General features: G+C 53.7%; 19 protein-coding genes. All 19 read left to right on the top strand.

Annotated elements, in window-relative coordinates:
* Positions 1-37: 37 nt before the first annotated feature.
* The 19 genes from J2Z18_RS05100 (at position 38) to J2Z18_RS05010 (ending at position 20,478) form a co-directional block, all read left to right on the top strand.
* Entirely contained in the window at positions 38-1,225 is a 1,188-nt protein-coding gene (locus J2Z18_RS05100) for a glycosyltransferase family 4 protein (protein WP_210094286.1), read from the top strand.
* Positions 1,222-2,418 (top strand): glycosyltransferase family 4 protein, encoded by a 1,197-nt coding sequence (locus tag J2Z18_RS05095; RefSeq protein WP_210094285.1) that lies wholly within the window; start codon positions 1,222-1,224, stop codon positions 2,416-2,418. The genes J2Z18_RS05100 and J2Z18_RS05095 overlap by 4 nt, the downstream gene beginning before the upstream one ends.
* Positions 2,419-3,558 carry a glycosyltransferase gene (locus J2Z18_RS05090; protein WP_210094284.1) on the top strand — a complete coding sequence of 380 codons (1,140 nt, stop codon included), beginning with the start codon at positions 2,419-2,421 and terminating at the stop codon, positions 3,556-3,558. It begins immediately after the preceding gene.
* Between the two features lie 2 nt (positions 3,559-3,560).
* Positions 3,561-4,937 carry a sugar phosphate nucleotidyltransferase gene (locus J2Z18_RS05085; RefSeq protein ID WP_210094283.1) on the top strand — a complete coding sequence of 459 codons (1,377 nt, stop codon included), beginning with the start codon at positions 3,561-3,563 and terminating at the stop codon, positions 4,935-4,937.
* A 48-nt stretch (positions 4,938-4,985) separates the two neighbouring features.
* Complete coding sequence (locus J2Z18_RS05080) at positions 4,986-6,323, top strand: UDP-glucose dehydrogenase family protein (protein WP_210094282.1); 1,338 nt, start codon at positions 4,986-4,988, stop codon at positions 6,321-6,323.
* Positions 6,324-6,355: 32 nt separating this feature from the next.
* Entirely contained in the window at positions 6,356-7,522 is a 1,167-nt protein-coding gene (locus tag J2Z18_RS05075; RefSeq protein WP_245255871.1) for a nucleotidyltransferase domain-containing protein, read from the top strand.
* Positions 7,523-7,565: 43 nt separating this feature from the next.
* Complete coding sequence (locus tag J2Z18_RS05070; RefSeq protein WP_007132651.1) at positions 7,566-7,859, top strand: lasso peptide biosynthesis PqqD family chaperone; 294 nt, start codon at positions 7,566-7,568, stop codon at positions 7,857-7,859.
* Complete coding sequence (locus J2Z18_RS05065) at positions 7,859-8,359, top strand: lasso peptide biosynthesis B2 protein (protein WP_210094280.1); 501 nt, start codon at positions 7,859-7,861, stop codon at positions 8,357-8,359. The genes J2Z18_RS05070 and J2Z18_RS05065 overlap by 1 nt, the downstream gene beginning before the upstream one ends.
* On the top strand, positions 8,356-10,161 hold the full coding sequence (locus tag J2Z18_RS05060; protein ID WP_007132649.1) for an ABC transporter ATP-binding protein: 1,806 nt from the start codon (positions 8,356-8,358) through the stop codon (positions 10,159-10,161). Before J2Z18_RS05065 ends, J2Z18_RS05060 begins: the two co-directional genes overlap by 4 nt.
* Before the next feature lie 157 nt (positions 10,162-10,318).
* Positions 10,319-10,843: a GNAT family N-acetyltransferase gene (locus tag J2Z18_RS05055; protein WP_210094279.1), complete on the top strand. Its 525-nt coding sequence runs from the start codon at positions 10,319-10,321 to the stop codon at positions 10,841-10,843.
* Positions 10,844-11,161: 318 nt separating this feature from the next.
* Complete coding sequence (locus J2Z18_RS05050) at positions 11,162-11,866, top strand: PspA/IM30 family protein (protein ID WP_007132646.1); 705 nt, start codon at positions 11,162-11,164, stop codon at positions 11,864-11,866.
* A gap of 27 nt (positions 11,867-11,893) precedes the next feature.
* On the top strand, positions 11,894-12,925 hold the full coding sequence (locus J2Z18_RS05045) for a TFIIB-type zinc ribbon-containing protein (RefSeq protein WP_210094278.1): 1,032 nt from the start codon (positions 11,894-11,896) through the stop codon (positions 12,923-12,925).
* The gene (locus J2Z18_RS05040) at positions 12,922-13,707 is read left to right on the top strand and encodes a TPM domain-containing protein (RefSeq protein WP_210094277.1); all 786 of its coding nucleotides are present in this window, start codon (positions 12,922-12,924) and stop codon (positions 13,705-13,707) included. The genes J2Z18_RS05045 and J2Z18_RS05040 overlap by 4 nt, the downstream gene beginning before the upstream one ends.
* Before the next feature lie 21 nt (positions 13,708-13,728).
* Complete coding sequence (locus J2Z18_RS05035; protein ID WP_210094276.1) at positions 13,729-14,778, top strand: SPFH domain-containing protein; 1,050 nt, start codon at positions 13,729-13,731, stop codon at positions 14,776-14,778.
* 259 nt (positions 14,779-15,037) lie between these two features.
* Entirely contained in the window at positions 15,038-15,229 is a 192-nt protein-coding gene (locus J2Z18_RS05030) for a hypothetical protein (RefSeq protein WP_210094275.1), read from the top strand.
* Positions 15,230-15,651: 422 nt separating this feature from the next.
* The gene (locus J2Z18_RS05025) at positions 15,652-16,761 is read left to right on the top strand and encodes a BMP family lipoprotein (RefSeq protein ID WP_210094274.1); all 1,110 of its coding nucleotides are present in this window, start codon (positions 15,652-15,654) and stop codon (positions 16,759-16,761) included.
* Between the two features lie 162 nt (positions 16,762-16,923).
* The gene (locus J2Z18_RS05020; RefSeq protein WP_210094273.1) at positions 16,924-18,450 is read left to right on the top strand and encodes an ABC transporter ATP-binding protein; all 1,527 of its coding nucleotides are present in this window, start codon (positions 16,924-16,926) and stop codon (positions 18,448-18,450) included.
* Positions 18,447-19,541, top strand: a complete 1,095-nt coding sequence (locus J2Z18_RS05015; RefSeq protein WP_007132639.1) for an ABC transporter permease — start codon at positions 18,447-18,449, stop codon at positions 19,539-19,541. Before J2Z18_RS05020 ends, J2Z18_RS05015 begins: the two co-directional genes overlap by 4 nt.
* Entirely contained in the window at positions 19,525-20,478 is a 954-nt protein-coding gene (locus J2Z18_RS05010) for an ABC transporter permease (RefSeq protein WP_007132638.1), read from the top strand. The genes J2Z18_RS05015 and J2Z18_RS05010 overlap by 17 nt, the downstream gene beginning before the upstream one ends.
* Positions 20,479-20,590 lie beyond the last annotated feature (112 nt).

Here is a 20,590-nt window from a genome sequence, read left to right as displayed (position 1 = left end):
ATATTCTCATATCAGAATTAAGAAAAGAGAGATGGCCATGAATGTGCTTTCGACGGGAATGGGATGGATTGATATCCAGCATGGAGGACTGAACCGCTATTTTGCGGACTACACCAAGGCTATGAAGGATTACGGGCATACCGGGCTGGGTGTTGTGGTAGCCCCGCAAGGAGCGGAGCTGCCTCCCGACCGGAACATCAGCAATGCAACCAAAGAGCTTCGTCTCAACCATTTCCTGCCGCGCATGAAATCGGTGCAGAAGCATGCGGTCCATGCGGTCCGAAGCTTTCGGCCGGATGTCTTTAATCCGCATTTTGCTTTTTATGCGACGATGGTTACAAGAAGCCATATCCCTCCCCATATCCCGATCGTTACCCATTTTCACGGACCGTGGGCGATGGAGTCCAGGGTAGAGGAGAAGGGCAATATCGGCATGATCCAAGGCGCGAAGTTTTGGCTCAAAAAACAAGTGGAGCTGCTGACCTATCGCCGGTCGGATAGCTTCATCGTGCTTAGTGAGTATTTCCGGGACATTTTAAGGAACACCTACGGCGTAGATGAACGAAAAATCCATATTATACCGGGTGCGGTTGACCATCATCTATTCCTGCCTAACCCGGATCGGGAAGGGCTCCGATTGCAAATGGGGATCCTTCCGGACCAGCCTGTGTTGTTCTGTATTCGGAGGCTGGTACGCCGGATGGGAATCGATCGCCTCATTCATGCCATGGTGGCTGTCGTTCGCGAGCACCCGGATGTCCGCCTCTATATCGGGGGAGACGGGCCGATGCGCGAACCGTATGAAGCGCTTATTCGGGAGCTCGGGCTTACTGCCAATGTTCGACTGCTCGGCCGGATTACGAACGAGGAGCTTGTGCAATACTATCAGGCTGCCGATATCAGCATCGTTCCGACATTGACGCTCGAAGGCTTTGGCCTGATCACCGTGGAATCGCTAGCTTGCGGAACACCTGTGCTCGGCACCCCGTATGGAGGAACGAAGGAAATTTTGCATCGCATCTCCGACGACTTGATGTTTGAGGACGGGACGTCTGAGGCGATGAGCCGCAAGATCATTGACGTGCTCAATGGGCAATCGTTTCTCCCGTCACGTGAAGCATGCAGAGAACATGTATTGAATCGATACACATGGAACCGGGTTGCAGAAGCCGTGACCGAGGTGTTCGCGGAGGAAATCGATAAGAGAAGGGTGTTTCGGAAATGAAGATCGCCTTTTATAACCATACGAGCGCGATCAGCGGCGCGGAGATCAGCCTTCTGCTGACCGCCAAGCATCTGACGAGAGCCGAGCCGATTCTATTCGCTCCCGAGGGGGAGCTGCTGCAGAAGGCTCGCGATCAAGGGCTTGAGGTAGTAGCCCTCCCTAGCTACCGTGCGAGAATGACCCGCAATCCGTTTCTCCTGCTGATCTATGTTATGGGGATGCTCTTGGCAGGCTGGAGGCTGGCGCTTCTAATGAAGAAAAGCGGGGTGGATCTCATCCATGCCAACTCCATACGCGCCGGCATCATGGCAGGGCTGTTCCGGTGGTACCATCGGATACCGGTCATCTGGCATGTGAGGGATATGCCTCCGGAAGGAATAATAGGCCGCTTGATCCGGAGGTTTGCAGGCAGCACCGCCGGGGCGCTGATCGGCATTTCCGAGCCAGTCATTCAAGCGATGGACCATCGGTCCCTAACCGGGAAATGCCATCTTGTACATAATGGAGTCGAGATTAAGCCATTCCGAGCTGAAGAGCGGCAATCGATACGTGAACGGACCCGGAGGGAGCTGGGAACGCCGCAGGATGCGGAGGTCATGGCAATCATAGGCCAGATCGCCCCTTGGAAGAGACAAGAGGACGCCATTGAGGCGCTTTCCCGTTTATTCCGCGAGGGAAGGCAGGCGTATCTGTGGATCGTTGGTGAAGCGAAGTTCCGCCAGGAGAATGAGGATTACCTCACTAGCTTGAGGGAAAAGGTACGATCGTTAGGGCTTGAACAACACGTCATATTTACGGGATTTAGAGAAGATGTACTGGAGATCTGCTGCGGAGCAGATCTCCTTTTATTATGCTCGGATCGCGAGCCCTTCGGCCGGGTCGTGATCGAAGCGATGTCTCAAGGCACCCCAGTCGTGGGAACCCGGGGCGGAGGCGTCCCCGAAATTATTGAGCACGGCAAGAGCGGATTGATGTACGAGACTGGAAACATTGACGAGTTGAATCATTGCATCCGTCTCCTTCTGGATGATCCGCAAATCCGGGCTATGCTGAGCCGTGGCGGACAGGAGCGGGCGGAGGAACGGTTCTCCATCATGCAGACATCGCACCGCGTGGAACTGATCTATCAGCAGCTGCTGACGAAATCCGGCCGGGAACGGTCCCGACGCCAACAGGCAAAGGAGTTCATGTAAATGCGAAAAGTGAAGGTTGCCATTGTCCATGATTATCTCAACCAAATGGGCGGCGCGGAACGGGTGGTGGCCGTATTCCACAAAATGTTCCCGGACGCACCGATTTATACGACGATTGTCGACCGGGACAAATTGCTTCCGGAATTGAAGGATGCGGACATCCATACAACCTGGATGCAGCGGATACCGGGGATTTTGCGCCAATTCAAGCTGTTCTTCTGGCTCTATCCCTTCGCCGTATCATCCATGAAGTTGAAAGGCTATGACCTCATCCTGAGCTCTAGCAGCGCTTATGCGAAAGGGGCAAGGAAGGGCCGTGACAGTGTACATATCTGCTACTGCCATACGCCGATGCGATTCGCCTGGAACTTCGAGGCCTATATGGAAGGTGTTCCGGTGCCAAAGAACGTAAAACGGATTGCAAAATGGCTGACATATCCGCTTCAGGCATGGGATTGCCGCAACTCCAAGCGGGTGGATCGTTTGATTGCCAACTCGACCATTGTTAAAGAGAGGATCGGACATACGTACGGAATGAACGCAACGATTATTTTTCCTCCGGTAGAAATCAGCCGGTTCAGTGTTGGAGAAGGCGATCCGGAGGATTACTTCCTGGTTGTCTCCAGACTTGTGTCGTACAAAAGGATCGATCTTGCGGTTGAAGCCTGTTCCCGGCTTGGCCGAAAGCTCATCGTGATTGGGGATGGGCCCGATCGGCCTCGGCTGGAGCAGCTTGCAGGTAATACGGTTACGTTCCTTGGGAGAAGAAGCGACGAGGAAGTGGTCAGTCATATGCAGCGCTGCAAGGCACTGATCTTTCCGGGAATCGAGGATTTCGGGATAACGCCGCTCGAGGTGAATGCTTGCGGCAGACCGATTGTCGCATTTCGCGGAGGCGGAGCATTGGACACGGTTGTAGCCGAGCGGACAGGTCTGTTCTTTGCAGAGCAATCGGTGGAATCCTTGGCGGAGACGATCGAGCGTTTCGACCAATATGAATGGGACCCGGCCCGGATTCGGGAGCATGCAGAGGCTTTCGGCGAGCATGTATTCATCGAACGTCTGCAATCCAGCATCGACGGACTGATGGGCGCCAGGGAGAGAGGCGCCAAGATCGCGCAAGTGGAAGGGAGCTATTAACCATGCAAATCGTGCTGTTGTCTGGAGGAAGCGGTAATCGGTTATGGCCGCTATCGAATGAAACCAGATCCAAACAGTTTCTGAAAATATTAAATGGCGCTTCCGGAAAGCGGGAGTCCATGGTGCAGCGGGTGTGGAGCCAGCTAGGGCTCATGAATCTCCATCCAGCCGCCGTGATCGCTACCGGAAAGTCCCAGGTGGAATTGCTGCAGAATCAGCTGGGCTATGAAGTGGAGCTGGTCATCGAGCCGGAGCGCCGGGACACCTTCCCGGCCATCGCCTTATCGGTCTGCTATCTGTATTCCGTTAAAGGCGTCAGTCCCCGGGATATTGCCATCGTGCTTCCGGTAGATCCGTATGTGGATACGCATTTTTTCCGAAAGGTGCAGGAGTTGGAGACGCTTATGCAGGAAACCGGAGCAGATATAGGGTTGATCGGCGTCTCGCCGGATCATCCTTCCTCGAAGTTCGGTTATATCGTCCCGCAGTCGGTATCGAGACTCGAGAACGGCACGGAATATTTGAACGTAAGCCACTTCGTCGAGAAGCCGGAAGAAGAGGCCGCACACAGCTTAATCGAGCATAAGGCTCTGTGGAACTGCGGCGTCTTCGCGTTCCGGCTGGAATATGTTCTTGAGCACTTGTTGGAGCGCTCCCTTCCAATCCAGTACGATGAGCTGCTTCGGCAGTACGGGCAAGTCGAGAAAACAAGCTTTGATTACGCGGTTGTCGAGCAGGCGAAGAATATCGTTGCACTGCCTTATCAGGGGCTATGGAGGGACCTCGGGACCTGGGATGCGCTCACGGAGGAGATTCATACACCACTAGTCGGAAAGGGGACACTGACCGACGACTCCGTGAATACGCATGTCATCAATGAATTGGATATCCCGATTACGGTAATCGGTGCGCCGAATTTGATCGTGGCCGCGAGCCCGGACGGGATTCTGGTATCAGAGAAGAATGCCAGCATGCGGATCAAGGAGGTGCTCCAATTCGGAGACCAACGACCGATGTATGAAGAGCGTCGATGGGGACGTTATCGCGTGCTGGATTATATCAAGTATCCGAACGGTCATGAGGTGTTGACGAAGCGCATTTGCGTCCTTCAGGGCAAAAATTTGAGCTATCAATACCACTTGCTGCGCAGCGAAGTGTGGACCGTCGTATCCGGGCAAGGCGAAATGATATTGGACGGTGCCGTTCGCATGATCGGCAAGGGTGATGTCGTCATCATTTCGGCGGAAGCCAAGCACAGCCTGCGGGCCATTACGGATATTGAAATTATAGAGGTTCAGACGGGCAGCGAGCTGATTGAGGACGACATTGTCCGGCTGGCCATGGACTGGGATGAAATCAAGATTAGCGTTTTGAATTAATAGGGCTGACCGTTGTGCAAGAACGAACATAAAGGTGAGGTGAGAACAATGAAAATTACGGTGATCGGTACAGGTTACGTTGGGCTGGTATCCGGCGTGTGTTTTTCAGAGCTTGGCAATGAGGTTATATGCGTTGATCATATCGAGGCCAAGATTGAAATGCTGAATCGGGGGGAGGTACCGATTTATGAACCGGGACTGCAAACGTTGATCGCAAACAACCGTGAGAGGGGGCGGCTGCGCTTTTCGACCGACTTGGGAGCGTCCGTAAAGCATGCCGAGGTCATCATCATTGCGGTAGGGACGCCCTCGCTGCCGAACGGCCAGGCTAATCTGAGCTTCATTGAACAAGCGGCGAGCGAGATAGGTCAGGCAATGAACGGCTATAAAATCATAGTCACCAAGAGTACCGTGCCGGTAGGGACGAACGAGCGTATCCGGGACATTATCGCGCAGCATTCGAAGGAGCCTTTCGATATTGCTTCTGTGCCGGAGTTTCTGCGAGAGGGAACGGCGGTTTCGGACACGATGAACCCTGACCGTATCATTATCGGTACGGACAGCGAAGTGGTGCGGGAGCGGCTAACCGAACTCCATCGGAGCCTGACCTCCAATATTATCGTTACGGACATCCGCAGCGCGGAGATGATCAAATATGCCTCCAATGCATTCCTGGCAACCAAAATTTCATTTATCAACGAGATTGCGAATATTTGCGAGAAGGTAGGAGCGGATGTAACGAAGGTCGCCTATGGAATGGGATTTGACCAGCGCATCGGTGCTTCGTTCTTAAAGGCGGGGATCGGATACGGCGGCTCCTGCTTCCCGAAAGATACCCAAGCCCTGATCCAAATCGCTGGACAGATGGATTATGATTTCAAGCTGTTGAAATCGGTCGTCGAGGTGAACCGGGAGCAGCGGTTTAATGTGATCCGCAAGCTGGAATCCTTGATGGGCCATCTCGCCGGGAAGACGATTGGCATATGGGGTCTGGCGTTTAAGCCGGAGACGGACGACGTGCGTGATTCCCCTGCTTTCGAAATCATTGCAGCTTTAACCGAGATGGGGGCCAAGGTGAAGGCTTACGACCCAATTGCTGCCGAGAACTTCAGAAGAAACTGCGATGTCGACAGTCTAATCTACTGCGACACTGCCCGCGAAGCCGCTTGGCAGGCGGATGCGCTATGTGTCCTCACGGAATGGAAGGAGTTTCAGCACATTCCGCTTTCCGAGATCGAGAGTTGGCTGAAGTCCCCGTATTTGATCGATGGCCGCAATATCTATAAGGAAGAGCAGCTGGCCAATACGCAGCTAGTGTACTATTCCGTAGGCCGTCCGGGGATGAATCGGGGTGTGAAGGAACCTGCACCGTATATTTTGCTATGACAAAGCAAACATTTGGGGTGGTTGGATTGATTATGGAGGACGCCTTGACGCTTGAAATGCGCGATGCGCCGAAGGAGCTGTCGTTCCTGCTGTCGATTTTACGGAATCGGGATCAGGATCAGGCCATTCTTCCGCAGGAGGCCGCCGACATGGATTGGAATCTGTTCATGAAGCTGGCTGTGCATCACCGAGTCTATCCGCTGGTTTACTTGGCTTTGAAAGGGAGCGATACCTCGCTGATCCCGGCTTATGTCATGCAGTCGCTGCAGCGGCATTATCATAACAACACGATCAAGATGCTTCACTTAAGCAGAGAGATGAGCCGAATATGCGACGTATTCGCAGAGGCTAGGATTAGGAGTCTTTGGCTGAAGGGGCCGCTTCTGGCCCTGCACCTATACGGGGACGTGGCTCACCGAACGTCGAAGGATCTGGATATCCTAGTCGATGCAGAAGATGTGGAGAAGGCGGAGCAAGTGCTGACACAGCTCGGATATGAGGCCGAGGAAGAGATCGTGCTGGGCAATTGGAAGAAGAAAAGCCATCATCGCTCGTTCGAGCATCGGGAGCATTTCGCTCAGGTGGAGATTCATTGGCGATTAAATCCCCATTATAGCAGGTCCTTCTCGTTTGAGCAGCTGTGGCAGCGGCGAAGAGAGGTCAGGCTGTCCAGCCAGACCTATTTCTGCCTTGGTAACGAGGATCTGCTGTGTTACCTGACGGACCATGGAGCCAGGCATGGCTGGTTCCGATTACGTTGGTTAGCGGATATTGTCCGTTTGCTGCCTCTGCTTGACAACAGCCGATTAAACCAGCATCTGGAGCGGTACGGAGGCGAGATGTATGCAGGGCAGGCCTTTATTTTATCGTCGCTGCTCCTTTCGGCTAAGGTTCCTCATGACTTGGAGGCGGCAACAGTTGGCGCTAAATCGTACCGACTGGCGGAGAAGTCTCTTTATTACATCCAAAGAATCGTGCAGCTGAATCCGGTACCGGAAAAAAGCGTAGCCCGTCATTATAACCGTTATCTTTTTTCGCTGATGTCCGGCAAACAGAGAATCGCCTACGTGTTTAATAAGCTGCTTCCAAGCTCGCGGGATGCCCTTCAGCTGCCTTTGCCTAAACCGCTTTATTTTTTATATGTTCCGCTTCGGCCCTTCCTTTGGTTTTGGAGGCGGATGAAGCAGCCGTCGGTGTGACGGGAGTAACGGTTACGATGTGAAACGAACGGAGGATGAGCCCATGAGCACGGAATTCATTACGGATGAGGTACTGATCATGCAGTCCGAAGGCTTTCTGGTCAGTGATATGGACGGCGAGAAGGTTATGCTGAGTATCGATAATGGAAAGTATTACAATCTGGGCCGGATTGGCGGCCGGATCTGGGAGCTGGCGTCTACGCCGATTACGGTCGGCGGTATGGTGGAGAGGCTCGTTGAGGAATACGATATCGAACCGGATGCGTGCGAGCAGCAGGTACAGCGGTTCCTGCGGCAGCTTGCCGATGAAGGGCTTGTGCAGGTGAAGAAGGCCTAATGAGTCTATACCGGAAAGCAAGGACGTATATGTCTTTTCCCGTTGCGATGAAGCTGATGTTCATCGAAGCTTATGTTTACTTGGCTTGGGGGAGAGTGTTCAAGCAGCTGCCTTTCGCGAAGGTGGCGCCCTCCTTGGGCGATTTTATGAAGGAAACGCCGTATACCTGCTCGGAGGAGGAGCTGAAGCAGCTTCGCCAAATCTCCAGAGCCGTACATGCGATGAGCCGAGTTACCTGGTGGGAAAGCCAGTGCCTGGTCAAAGCCGTTGCCGCCAAGAAAATGCTGGAGCGAAGAAGCATTCCCTATACACTGTATTTAGGAAGCGGGCGGGATGACCAAGGACAAATGGTGGCTCACGCCTGGCTCCGCAGCGGTTCTTACATTGTTACGGGCAAGGAAGGGCATGAGAAATATGCGATCGTCGGAATATTCGGCAAGGATATGCGGGCGGAGGAGCTGAACTTTAATCGGTCATCCGGTAAGGAGTTTTTACGTTGAAGGATCTCATTTATTTTATCCGAAAAATGCACGGGATGGCCGGGTTCAAGCTCTACCTTAATATGTGCATGATCCTGGTCATCAGCATCCTGGACGGTATCGGCATCTACCTGATCGTCCCGCTTCTCGGCGTGATCGGCGTATTTCAGACCGATCTGAGCGGAGTCCCGCTCGTCTCGACCTTGATGGATCTTGCGGATTCGTGGTCCCTGCAGCTCAATTTGCCGGTGGTGCTGGCCATCTATGTCGTGATTGTGGGCGGGCAGGCCCTGCTGCAGCGAAGCCAGACCTTGCTAAACGCCAAGATCCTGCAGCGATTTATCCGCAAGCTGCGCATGGAGACGTACCAGGGATTACTGCATGCGAAATGGGAGTTTTTTCTCCGCCACCGCAAATCGGATTTCAATCATGTCATGACCAATGAGCTTGGGCGCGTGAACCAAGGCACCTTTCTGTTCTTCCAAATGATCTCGTCGTTGTTGTTCACGATCATTCAGATTGGCCTTGCCTTATGGCTGGCTCCGTTGTTAACCCTCATCGTGCTGGTCAGCGGAGGGGTCCTCGCCTTGTTCGGGCGCAAGTTCATCCGCAGCTCGAAGCGGATCGGCGAGCAGACGACCGAGCTTTCAAAATATTATTTTGCCGGCATCAGCGAGCATTTCAGCGGCATCAAGGACATCAAGAGCAACCGGCTGGAGCCGTCCCATATGGATTGGTTTGACAGGCTGTCGCGAAAAATGGAGCGGAACTTCATCCAATTCAATAAAGTGAACTCCCTGTCCCAGCTCATTTACCGGCTCTCGTCCGTCATCCTCGTTGCCGGGTTCGTATACCTTGCTCTTGAGGTGCTTCGCACCCCGGCTGAGCAGCTGCTGATGATTGTGCTTATTTTCTCACGGTTATGGCCAAGATTTATCAGTATTCAAACCAGTACCGAGCAGCTTGCTTCGAATTTCCCGGCGTTTCGGGCAATACGCGAGCTGCAAGCGGAATACGAGGCAGACCGGGAGCTTGCCGGAACGGCTGGAGTCCCGGATGGCGAGCGACTGCATCTGCAGCAGGGTATTACTTGCAGTGATGTGGACTACCGATATGACGCTTCTTCTCCGACCTACGCTTTGCGGGGCATTAACTTACATATTCCGGCCCGCCGCATGACGGCCATCGTCGGCAAATCCGGCGCGGGCAAGAGCACCCTGATCGATCTGCTCATGGGACTGATCCAGCCGGAGAGCGGGCAGGTTCTGGCGGACGGCGTGTCTATCCAGGATGAACGTCAGCTTCTGTCGCTCCGGGGGAGCATCGGTTATGTGGCGCAGGACCCTTTTCTCTTCAATGAGAGCATCCGGGATAACCTGAAGCTGGCCGCTCCCGAGACATCGGATGATGAGCTGTGGGAAGCGTTGAGGTTTTCGGCGTCGGACGAATTCGTGCGAAGGCTTCCGCAGGGGCTTGACACGGTCATTGGCGACCGCGGCGTGCGCTTGTCCGGCGGTGAGCGACAGCGGATCGTCCTGGCAAGAGCCATCTTGAAGCGGCCCTCGATTCTTGTGCTGGATGAAGCGACAAGCGCGCTGGACAGCGAGAATGAGCGGCAGATCCAGGAGGCGCTGGAGCAGCTGAAGGGAAGCATGACCATTATCGTGATCGCCCATCGGCTGTCCACGATCCGCCATGCCGATCAGGTCATCGTGATGGAGCAAGGGCGGATTATCCAGCAAGGAGGCTATCAGCAGCTGTCTCAGGATCAGAAGGGCACCTTCCGGCAGCTTCTCAGTTACCAAACAGGCGCCCAGATGTAAACAGTGTTCAACAGCCGTCCCTCGTTGAGGGGCGGCTGTTTTTTTGTTTTTAGTTTGCGGTGTTGGCACTCACCCGAATTCCTATTATCATTTGTACTAACGATGGCCGGTGTTTATCGGCCAATGTTCAATCTTTATATGTAGAGGGGGAAAGTGAATGGATGGCCAAAGCAACCTTTCACAGTGGATTCACATACGGCCGATTACCCTGGATGATTTTGAAAATGTCTTGGCATGGAGCAAGGATGACTCCTTCTGTGAAGCGAATGGATGGGAAATCAACAGAAGCTCTGAAGAATTATATAAATGGTGGCGCAATTGCGTAAATCATCCTGCCGAAGATTTTATTCGAATGGGAATTACGTTGAACGGGAAATTAATTGGATATGCAGATATGGCCTGCATGAAAGGTAATACGGCTGAACTGGGCATTGCAATTGGTGAGAGCAGGCTGTGGGGGCAGGGGATCGGATCTGCTTCGGCAAAGTGTATGATGGAATATGCATCGAAGAAGTTAGGAATTTCATTTTTTAACGCTGAAACTCACGAGGCCAACGCTCGTTCAAGAAAAATGCTTGAGAACTTAGGGTTCAAAGAAATAAGTCGAATAGGCAGTGAAGAATATCAAGGGATGAGGAGCGAACGAATTCAATATAGACTTATTTTTAATGGGGAAGCCTGAATGAAGAATCTACGCACAAGGCCTAAAACTCCTCCTTCAACCAGTAAAAATCCTTAAAGCTAGACGCTTTGATAACCTTTTGTCCAATTTGCCTTAACAACAATTCCTCGTCATATTTCCCAGAAATACTCAACATTCGACCAGGATAGACAATGGTTTCCCCGTTACGATCAACCACTAATGAAGCCCCGCCTAACTACCTCTCGCTACCTAATGTAAATTTTCGGAAAACATGCCATGAAATATCGAGAAATGAAACCTCTCCGGATGAATTCCGGTATTATTAGATAAACAAAGTTGCCAAGGAGGAACATGTCCATGGGAATGCTGTCGAGATTTACCGATATTATGCGAGCGAATGTGAACGCTTTGCTGGATCGGTCGGATGATCCGGAGAAGACGATTGATGAATATATGCGCAGCCTGCACAGCGACTTGGGCCAGGTGAAGGCGGAGACGGCCTCACTGCTTGCGGAGGAGCGGCGGGCCAAACGGACGCTGGATGAGTGCATTACGGAGGTCGCCAAGCTGCAGCGGTATGCCGAGAAGGCGGCGGAAGCAGGAAATGAAGTCGATGCCCGCAAATTCCTGGAGCGTAAGGCGGAGACGGCCGTGAAGCTCGATGACTTGCAGCAGGCATATGAGCAGGCCGCTTCCGATGCGGTGAGCATGAAGCAGATGCAGGATAAGCTAGTCGCGGATATGGAGCGGCTCGAAGCAAGACGGTTGGAGCTCAAAGGGAAAATGGCCGAGGCGAGGCATCAGCAGCGCTTAAACGAGAGCGGCTCCTCCCGTGGCGACGTTGCTGGGGCGTTCCAATCGATGGAGGAGAAGGCGAACCGGACCCTGGACGAAGCGCTGGCGCTCGCGGAGCTACGGGCCGGATCGAAGGAAGACGATTTGGACGTGCTGATGGCGGAGCTTGAGGAACAGATGAAGCGACGCAGCGATGATAGCCATACGGCAGCGAGTCCGGAAGCAGCCCCGGATGATCGCAGCGGCGAATCGAAACAGAAGGAGTAATGGTCTGATGGGAATTGAGGTGATCCGATGCCGGTAATTGAATACAAATGTCCGTACTGCGGCAGCGGGATGAGCTTTGATGCGGCGACGGGAACGCTGTCTTGCCCGGGCTGCGGAAACCAAGAACATATTGATCAGCTCCCCGATCCGATGAAGCAGCAGGTGTTTACGGAGGGTGAAGTCAAGGAATACCACTGCGGCAGCTGCGGGGCCGTGATCATGACGGATGCGGAGACCAGCGCAACGAGCTGCAGTTATTGCGGTTCCGCGGTAGTGCTCGCTGATCGGCTGACCGGAGAGCTTGCTCCGGCGATGGTCATTCCTTTTTCCATTAGCAAGGAGGAAGCGATTAAGGCTTTTCGAAAATGGTGCAGAAACGGCCTTCTCACGCCGCGGGGGTTCATGAACGCCAACCGGATCAAGAGCTTAACCGGCATGTATGTGCCGTTCTGGTTATATGAGCTGCATAACCGGGTGGAGGTACACGGTCACGCAACGAAGGTAAGAACATACACGCAAGGTGACTACGAATATACCGAAACGCAGCACTACGAGATCTACCGTAAGATGCGCTTGAATTACACGAAGCTTCCGCTTGATGCATCGGCGAAAATGGACGATGAGCTGATGGATAAGCTGGAGCCTTTTCCTTACGAGCAGCTGAAGGAATTCAAAACCCCGTATCTTGCCGGATATTTGGCGGAAAAATACAGCTACAACGACCAGGAGCTTCTCCCTCGGGCGAAAGAGAAGGTTCGCAGCTACATCGATGCGGCTATTTCGTCTGCAGTCGCCGGGTATACAACGGTTAATTACACTAATAAGCAGATTGATACAACGATGAAAAAAGCGGATTACGTCCTTCTTCCGGTATGGATGGTGCATTACGACTACAACAAAACCGTATACACGTTCGCCATGAACGGTCAAACGGGCAAGGTGGTGGGCAGGCCGCCGCTCAGCAAGGCGAAGATCGCCGCGTGGTTCGCCGGGATATCCGGCGTGTCCTTCTTGTCCTTGAAGCTGATCGCCTGGATGATGGGAGGTGGGTTCTGGTGAGAAGACGACGGTCGTTGCTAAGGTTAGGATGGATTATGATGCTGGCGGTATTCCTTATGATGCCGCTTCGAACCACAGCCGCTGCTGCCGAGGCCAAGCCGCTCATCTTTGATGACGCCGGGCTTTTGAGTGCGCAGGAGTATGAGGAGCTAAGCGCCTTGGCCCGCGAGTACGGAGCCGAACGGGAGACGGACTTTATCATAATTACTACGGACAATCCGGACAATGTGGATATCGAGATATTGATTGAGGATTTTTATGATGCGTATGCGCCCGGGTATGACAGGCCACACGGCAACGCCGTCATTTTGGGGCTGGATATGCGCAACCGCGATGTGGAATTGCAAGGATATTACAAAGCCGAGGAATACCTCGACCGTAACCGGCTGGATAAAATCCGCCGCAAGATCACGGGCGACTTATCGGATGGGGAGTATAAGAAGGCATTCGAAGCCTACATTATATCCGCGCATGAATATATGGGCTATGAGCCGGGATTCAATCCCGATAATCCGCTGTTCAATATATGGGTTCAGCTCGGCGGTGCTGTCCTGATCGGCGGATTGGCCGTCGGCCTGATGACGTACCGCGCCGGCGGCCGGGTGACGGTCAATCGCCGGACTTATGAGGATGCGAGCACCTCGGGCATTATTGATCAGGAAGATCGGTACATTCGAACGACGACAACAAGACGGGAGATACCCAAAAATGATGGAGGCAGCTCCGGCGGAGGCGTAACGAGCGGTGGCCATTCGCATAGCAGCAGCCGTGGGAAATTCTAAAGGAAGGGATGGAATCGTAGCATGGGATTTTTCAGAAATCAATTCTCCAACGTGGTGGAATGGGAAGAGTTTAGAGACGATATGATTTTTTGGAAGTGGAGCAACCGGGAGATCAAGAAAGGCAGCAGGCTGATCATTCGCGCCGGCCAAGACGCCATCTTTGTGAACAACGGCAAGATTGAAGGGATCTTTGAAGATGAGGGCGAGTACAGTATCGATTCGGACATCATTCCGTTTCTGTCCACGCTGAAGGGCTTTCGGTTCGGGTTCAACAGCGGTATGCGGGTAGAGGTTCTGTTCGTCAACACGAAGGAGTTTACCGTCCGGTGGGGAACGCAAAATCCGATTCTGATTCCGACGCCCCAGCTTCCGGGCGGCATGCCGATCCGGGCTAACGGCACCTTCAATTTCAAAGTCACCGATTATGTGACGTTGATCGACAAGATTGCGGGCATGCGGGAGAGCTATCTGGTGGAGGATGTCAAAATCCGCATTACGTCCGTTTTGGATCAGCTCCTGATGAAATGGATCAGCCGTGAAGGCAAGAACATGTTCAATCTACAGGCGAATGCCTCCGAGATCGCCAAAGGCATCCGGGAGGACCTGGATATGGAAGTGATGGACAATGGAATCTCTATCACCGGCTTCCAGGTCATGAGCTTCAATTATCCGGCGGAAATCCAAGAGATGATCACGAAGACGGCATCCCATGAAATGATCGGCAACCTGCAGAAATACCAGCAGGTCAGCATAACGGACGGCATCGCTTCAGGTAAAATAAAGGGCGGAGGCGCTGCTTCGGATATGGCCGGCATGATGATGGGGATGAATATGGTCAATGAGATGATGCGAAACATGAATGCCAGTCCAACTCGGGACCAACGTGACCCCGAGAGGGCGGAGGGGCAAGACCAAGCCCGGAACGACAAGCAGCATGCAGGAGGAGAATCCCAATCGCCGCCGGCGTCCTCACCCTCCGAGGGCAAGAGCAAACCGAACTTCTGTCCCAACTGCGGAGCGAAGAACGAGGGCTCGAACTTTTGTCCGAACTGCGGACATAAGCTGGGATAGATTCAGGCAGAGCCTGGCGTAAAGTACAGCCATAAGCTGGGGGCTTTTGATAAGCGGCCAACTTATGGCTGTTTTTATCAGGATACCGCTATCTAATATAGTTGCTTGAATCTCATTGTAGATTCTACATTGGAGCTGCTTTCTAACCATTTTATAAAATGTATGCGCATACTTATTCATGGTATAATGTTTTTATGAAAGATGATAATGCTGGGAGCAGGATGCGTCAATAGACCTTGGGAGCAGGAGTGTTGCGGGGATGAGAGGATATAATGTGTGGCGGCCGTTGATCTTGATTGCGGCGGCGCTGCTGACTAGAAGCTTGGTAACCAATTTATGCGTTTTGTTTGGCATGACGCCGGAGTCGGCGAGTAATTTGGGGTTCATCGCGATGATTGCTGCTGCGTTCATCACGTACAGCCGAATGACGAAGCATCAGCGTAGGAAGTAAGAAGGTTCAGCTGTGAGCCGTAAACGTACATATACAGAATGCATCATTATATATACTGAATGAGCACCTCGGGGGGTGCTCTTTTATGCTTTCAAATGAACGGAATAGGCGCATGCTACTGGAATGAGAGGATCAACTCTATTTTTTTCTTTCTCTATAAAATTCGTTGCTTCAACCACTGCATCACACCTCCTGTAATCCCTATGTTATCTATAAATGCGGATCTATTGCCTTCTTTCTGTTTAGGAGCTCTAAAATGCGCATGAAATGGCTATATACCAAGGCTTAAGCCATTCACCGCTTTACAGATGTACTTTGGCAAAAACACCCAAATTTTTGTTGAAAACGGTCTATATTATTAATATATTGTAAATAGCGCGAATCTACCATTCGGGCATATAAACCTAGGAGGGTCAACCTTAATGAAAAAAGGGGTCTTATCATTAATCAGTTTGGCGTTATCGGTCACCATGCTCGCGGGCTGCGGCGGCAAGCCAGCATCTGAGCCAACCGGGGGTGCAGGCTCGGACGCACCGAAGGCAAACTTCAAGGTCGGAATGGTTACCGACGCAGGCACCATTGACGACAAGTCGTTCAACCAAGGGACGTATGAAGGTATTGTCAAGGCGAACAAGGATTTTAATATGGAGTATAAATACCTGAAGCCGGCTGGAACAACGGAAGCTGACTATTCCAAGGAGATCGGCAACCTGTACGATGCCGGATTCAAATTCATCGTAACGCCTGGCTTCAAGTTCGAGACGGCTGTGCATAAGGCACAAGAGAAGTATAAGGACGCAAAATTCGTCCTGATCGACGGATCTCCTCGTCCTAATCCGGATGCGGATCCAGAACTTAAAGAGAACACCGTAGCCATCTACTTCGCCGAGCAGGAGTCCGGCTTCCTGGCGGGCGTTGCGACAGCCCTTCACGTGAAGGACGGACAGGCCGGCTTTATCGGCGGCATGAAAATTCCTCCGGTGCAGAAGTTCAACTGGGGCTTCCAGCAGGGCGTGAAATACGCGAATGAGAGCCTGGGGACGAAAGTGACGATCAACAAGGAAAATGTCGTGTATCAGGGTACCTTTGATGATGTTGCCGCAGGCAGCCAGCTGGCCGCCCAAATGTACGACCGCGGCGTGAATGTCATCTTCGCTGCCGCAGGCGGCGTTGGCGTTGGGGCGATCAACGAAGCCAAGACGCGTGTGCAGAACGGCAATGACGTATGGGTTGTCGGCGTAGACGTCGACCAGTATCAAGACGGCGTGTATGAAGGCGACAAATCCGTGATCCTGACTTCCGCAGTGAAGAAGATCGACCAAGCGGCTTATGACATGATCAAAGCCGAAACCGAAGGCAAGTTCCCTGGCGGACAGACGATCACGCTGGATGCGAAGAATGACGGCGTCGGCCTTCCGGCTGAAAATCCAAACTTGAGCGAGGACATTCTCAAGCAAGTGGATGAAGTGTTCAATAAGATCAAAGCCGGCGAAATTACGGTGGCGGCAGAGCAAGGCGACCTGATCGAATAGTCAAGGGAGCGCCCTGCTCGGGGTTGCCGGGCACATTTGAATGGATAACCGCAATGCGTTAAAAAAAAGACGGACTTCCCTCCGTCTTTTTTTAAGGTAAGTGGGAATAGGATTGGAACAACAGACGGCATCTACCAAATATGAAGGAGAGGACGCTAAACCATGGACTATGTTGTCGAGATGGTGGGCATCCGCAAGGAATTTCCGGGCATCGTGGCCAATGACGACATCACGCTTCAGTTGAAGAGAGGGGAGATCCATGCGCTGCTCGGCGAGAACGGCGCGGGGAAATCAACCCTGATGAGCATTCTGTTCGGCATGTACCAGCCCGACCGCGGAGTCATTAAGGTCAACGGCCGGGAAGTGCGGATTTCGAATCCGAACGTGGCGAACAGGCTCGGCATCGGGATGGTGCACCAGCACTTTAAGCTTGTTGAGGCGTTCACCGTGACGGAGAACATTATACTGGGCAGCGAGACGCGTCGAGTGGGGATGCTAGATATCAGGACCGCTGCCAACCGAGTGGAGGCGTTGTCCAAGCAGTACGGTCTGAACGTGGACCCGCACGCCAAAATCGAGGACATCTCGGTTGGCATGCAGCAGCGCGTGGAAATTCTCAAAATGCTGTACCGCGATGCGGAGGTGCTGATCTTCGACGAACCGACCGCGGTGCTGACGCCGCAGGAAATCGAGGATTTGCAGGGCATTATGAAAAATTTGGTTCAAGAGGGCAAATCGATCATCCTGATCACCCATAAGCTGAAGGAGATCAAGGCGGTGGCTGACCGCTGCACCGTCATCCGGCGTGGCCGGACGATCGGCACCGTCGACGTGGCTGATACGAGCCGGGAGACGATGGCCGAGATGATGGTCGGCCGCAGCGTTTCCTTTAAGGTCGACAAGCAGGAGAGTCGACCTGGAGAGACGGTGCTCGAAATTCGCTCGCTGACCGTGAAGAACAGCAAGAAGGTCGATGCGCTTAAAGCCTTCTCGCTTGAGCTGCGTGCCGGCGAGATCGTCGGCATTGCCGGGGTGGACGGTAACGGGCAAACCGAGCTGATAGAGGCTATCACGGGTCTGCGGCAGGCAGAGAGCGGCAGCGTGATCCTGAATGGAAAGGATATTACCGGGCTGTCCGTGCGTCAGCGCAATGAGAGCGGCATCGGGCATATCCCCGAGGACCGTCAGAAGCGCGGGCTTGTACTGGACTATACGCTGGAAGAGAATTTGATTCTGGAAATCTACAAGCGGCCCCCGTACTCCAAGAACGGGCTATTGCAGCGAGCGGCCATCCGCAAGCATGCGGAGCATATCATTCAGAGCTTCGATGTCCGTTCCGGGGAGGCCGGCCGCTCCATCGTTCGCTCCATGTCCGGGGGGAACCAGCAGAAGGCGATCATCGGCCGCGAGGTCGAGCGGGATCCGGATCTGCTGATCGCGGTTCAGCCGACGCGCGGTTTGGATGTCGGCTCGATCGAATATATTCACAGACGTCTTGTGGAGCAGCGGGACAAAGGAAAAGCGGTGCTGCTCGTATCCTTGGAGCTCGATGAGGTGCTGAACCTGTCCGACCGCATCGCAGTCATCAACAACGGCGAGCTGGTCGGCGTGGTCAACGCTTCCGAAACGAACGAACAAGAGCTGGGCCTCATGATGGCCGGGTATCATAAAGAGGAGGGCAGCGCATGAATAACAGCATAAAATCACTGCTGGCCGTCCTCTTCGGCCTCCTGGCTGGGGCGCTGCTGATGGCGGTGACCGGCCACAATCCGGTGGAAGGCTACAAATTCCTGATCCAGGGCGGGCTGAAGAGCCCAGAGAGGATCGGCAACACGCTGGCGACGGCAACCCCGCTTATCTTGACGGGCTTGTCGGTTGCTTTTGCCTTCCGGACGGGGCTGTTCAACATCGGGGCCGCAGGCCAGATGCTGTTCGGCGGCTTCTGCGCGACGGCAGTCGGCCTGTCGGTGGATCTGCCGCGGGCCTTGCTGCTGACGCTGATGGTGCTGGCCGGATTCATCGGCGGCGCTTTGTGGGCGCTGATCCCCGGCATTTTGAAGGCCCGTTACAACGTGCATGAGGTCGTATCGACCATCATGATGAACTGGACGGCGTATTGGACCGTGTATTACGTCATTCCGGGATATTTTAAAGGGGAAAGCCTGGAGACGGAATCCCGTCAGCTCCCGCCGGAGGCGATGCTTCACGCGTCCTGGCTGAGCGATATGTTCCAGGGCTCGTACATCAATCTCGGCTTTTTTATCGGGGTGGTGGCCGTTCTGGTCGTCGCCTTCCTGATCAATAAAACGACGCTCGGCTATGAGCTGAAGGCGGTCGGATTCAACCGCCACTCGGCCGAATACGCAGGGATTGCGGTGAAGCGCAGCATCGTGCTGTCGATGTTCATCGCCGGCGGCATTGCCGGCCTTGCGGGCGTGGCGCAGTACGCCGGGAATGCGTCGAGCCTTCAGATCGGCGTCTTGCCGAGCCAGGGCTTTGACGGCATTGCCGTTGCGCTGCTCGGGGCGAACGCGCCGCTTGGCGTGATGGTCTCCGCGCTCTTCTTCGGCGTGCTGTACTCGGGCCGGGGATTCATGAATGCGATGACGGAAATTCCGCCGGAGATCGCCGATTCGATTATTGCCATCATCATCTACTTTGCGGCGACAAGCATTCTGATCGAGCGCCTGTTCCGCAAGTGGAAAGTGCGCAAGTCACGAGCACCGCACAGCGCGGCAAATAAAAAGCAGGGGGAACGAGAACATGTGGACAACGCTTGAACAGATTTTTCCGTATGCCATCGTCTTCACCATCCCGCTGTTGATAACCGCCTTGGGCGCGCTGTTCAGTGAACGAAGCGGGGTCGTGAATATCGGCCTCGATGGACTGATGATCGTCGGTTCCTTTATTGGAGCCTTTGTCGTATCCAAAATGCAGGCGCAGTTCGGGGGAAGCTGGTGGGTGCTGTGGGTCGGACTTCTGGCCGCAGCGGCGGCAAGCGCCCTGTTCTCGCTCCTTCACGCCTTTGCGAGCATTAATCTTAGCGCCAACCAGATCATCAGCGGTACGGCAATCAATATGATTGCGGGCGCCCTGACGATCTTCCTGGCCCGGAATATTACGGGGAGCGGCAACATCCGCATTACGAGCGGCTTTAGACCGTTTGATTTTCCGATTTTGTCGGATATTCCGATCATCGGAGATCTGTTCTTTACGAACACTTACATTACGACGTGGCTCGTGCTGATCCTGCTATTGGTGAGCGCGTTTATCCTGTACAAGACGCCGTTCGGTCTGCGCCTAAGAGCTTGCGGCGAGCATCCGCACGCAGCGGAGGCTGCCGGAATTCGGGTACGCGCCATGCGGTATGTCGGCGTCATGATTTCCGGCGCTTTCGCCGGGCTTGGCGGTGCCGTTATCCTGATGACCTATTCCGGCGAATTTACCGGCAACGTCGCAGGTTTGGGCTTCCTCGCCCTGGCCTCGCTCATCTTCGGCCAATGGAAGCCGTTCGGCATTCTGGCGGCAACGTTCTTCTTCGGATTTGCGAGCACCGTGGCGAACGTCTCGCAGGTTATTCCGCAGCTGGCCGTGATCCCGCCGGTGATCCTGAAGATTTTCCCTTACGTGGTCACCTTGATCGCATTGGTCATTTTCTCGAAGTCCTCCAATGCGCCTAAGGCCGTCGGGGAGCCGTTCGACTCAGGCAAGCGATAGGATTTTGACGAAAAAAGAAACCTCCGATAGGACCTCCGCCTGGAAGGCTGGGTCTAACGGAGGTTTTTTTACATAGGATTCACTTTCTATTAGATCGGCCAAAACAATTCTG

The sequence above is a fragment of the Paenibacillus lactis genome, assembly GCF_017873605.1.
In the GTDB taxonomy this organism is placed as follows: domain Bacteria; phylum Bacillota; class Bacilli; order Paenibacillales; family Paenibacillaceae; genus Paenibacillus_AQ; species Paenibacillus_AQ lactis.
This window is presented reverse-complemented; position numbering and strand designations above follow the sequence as displayed.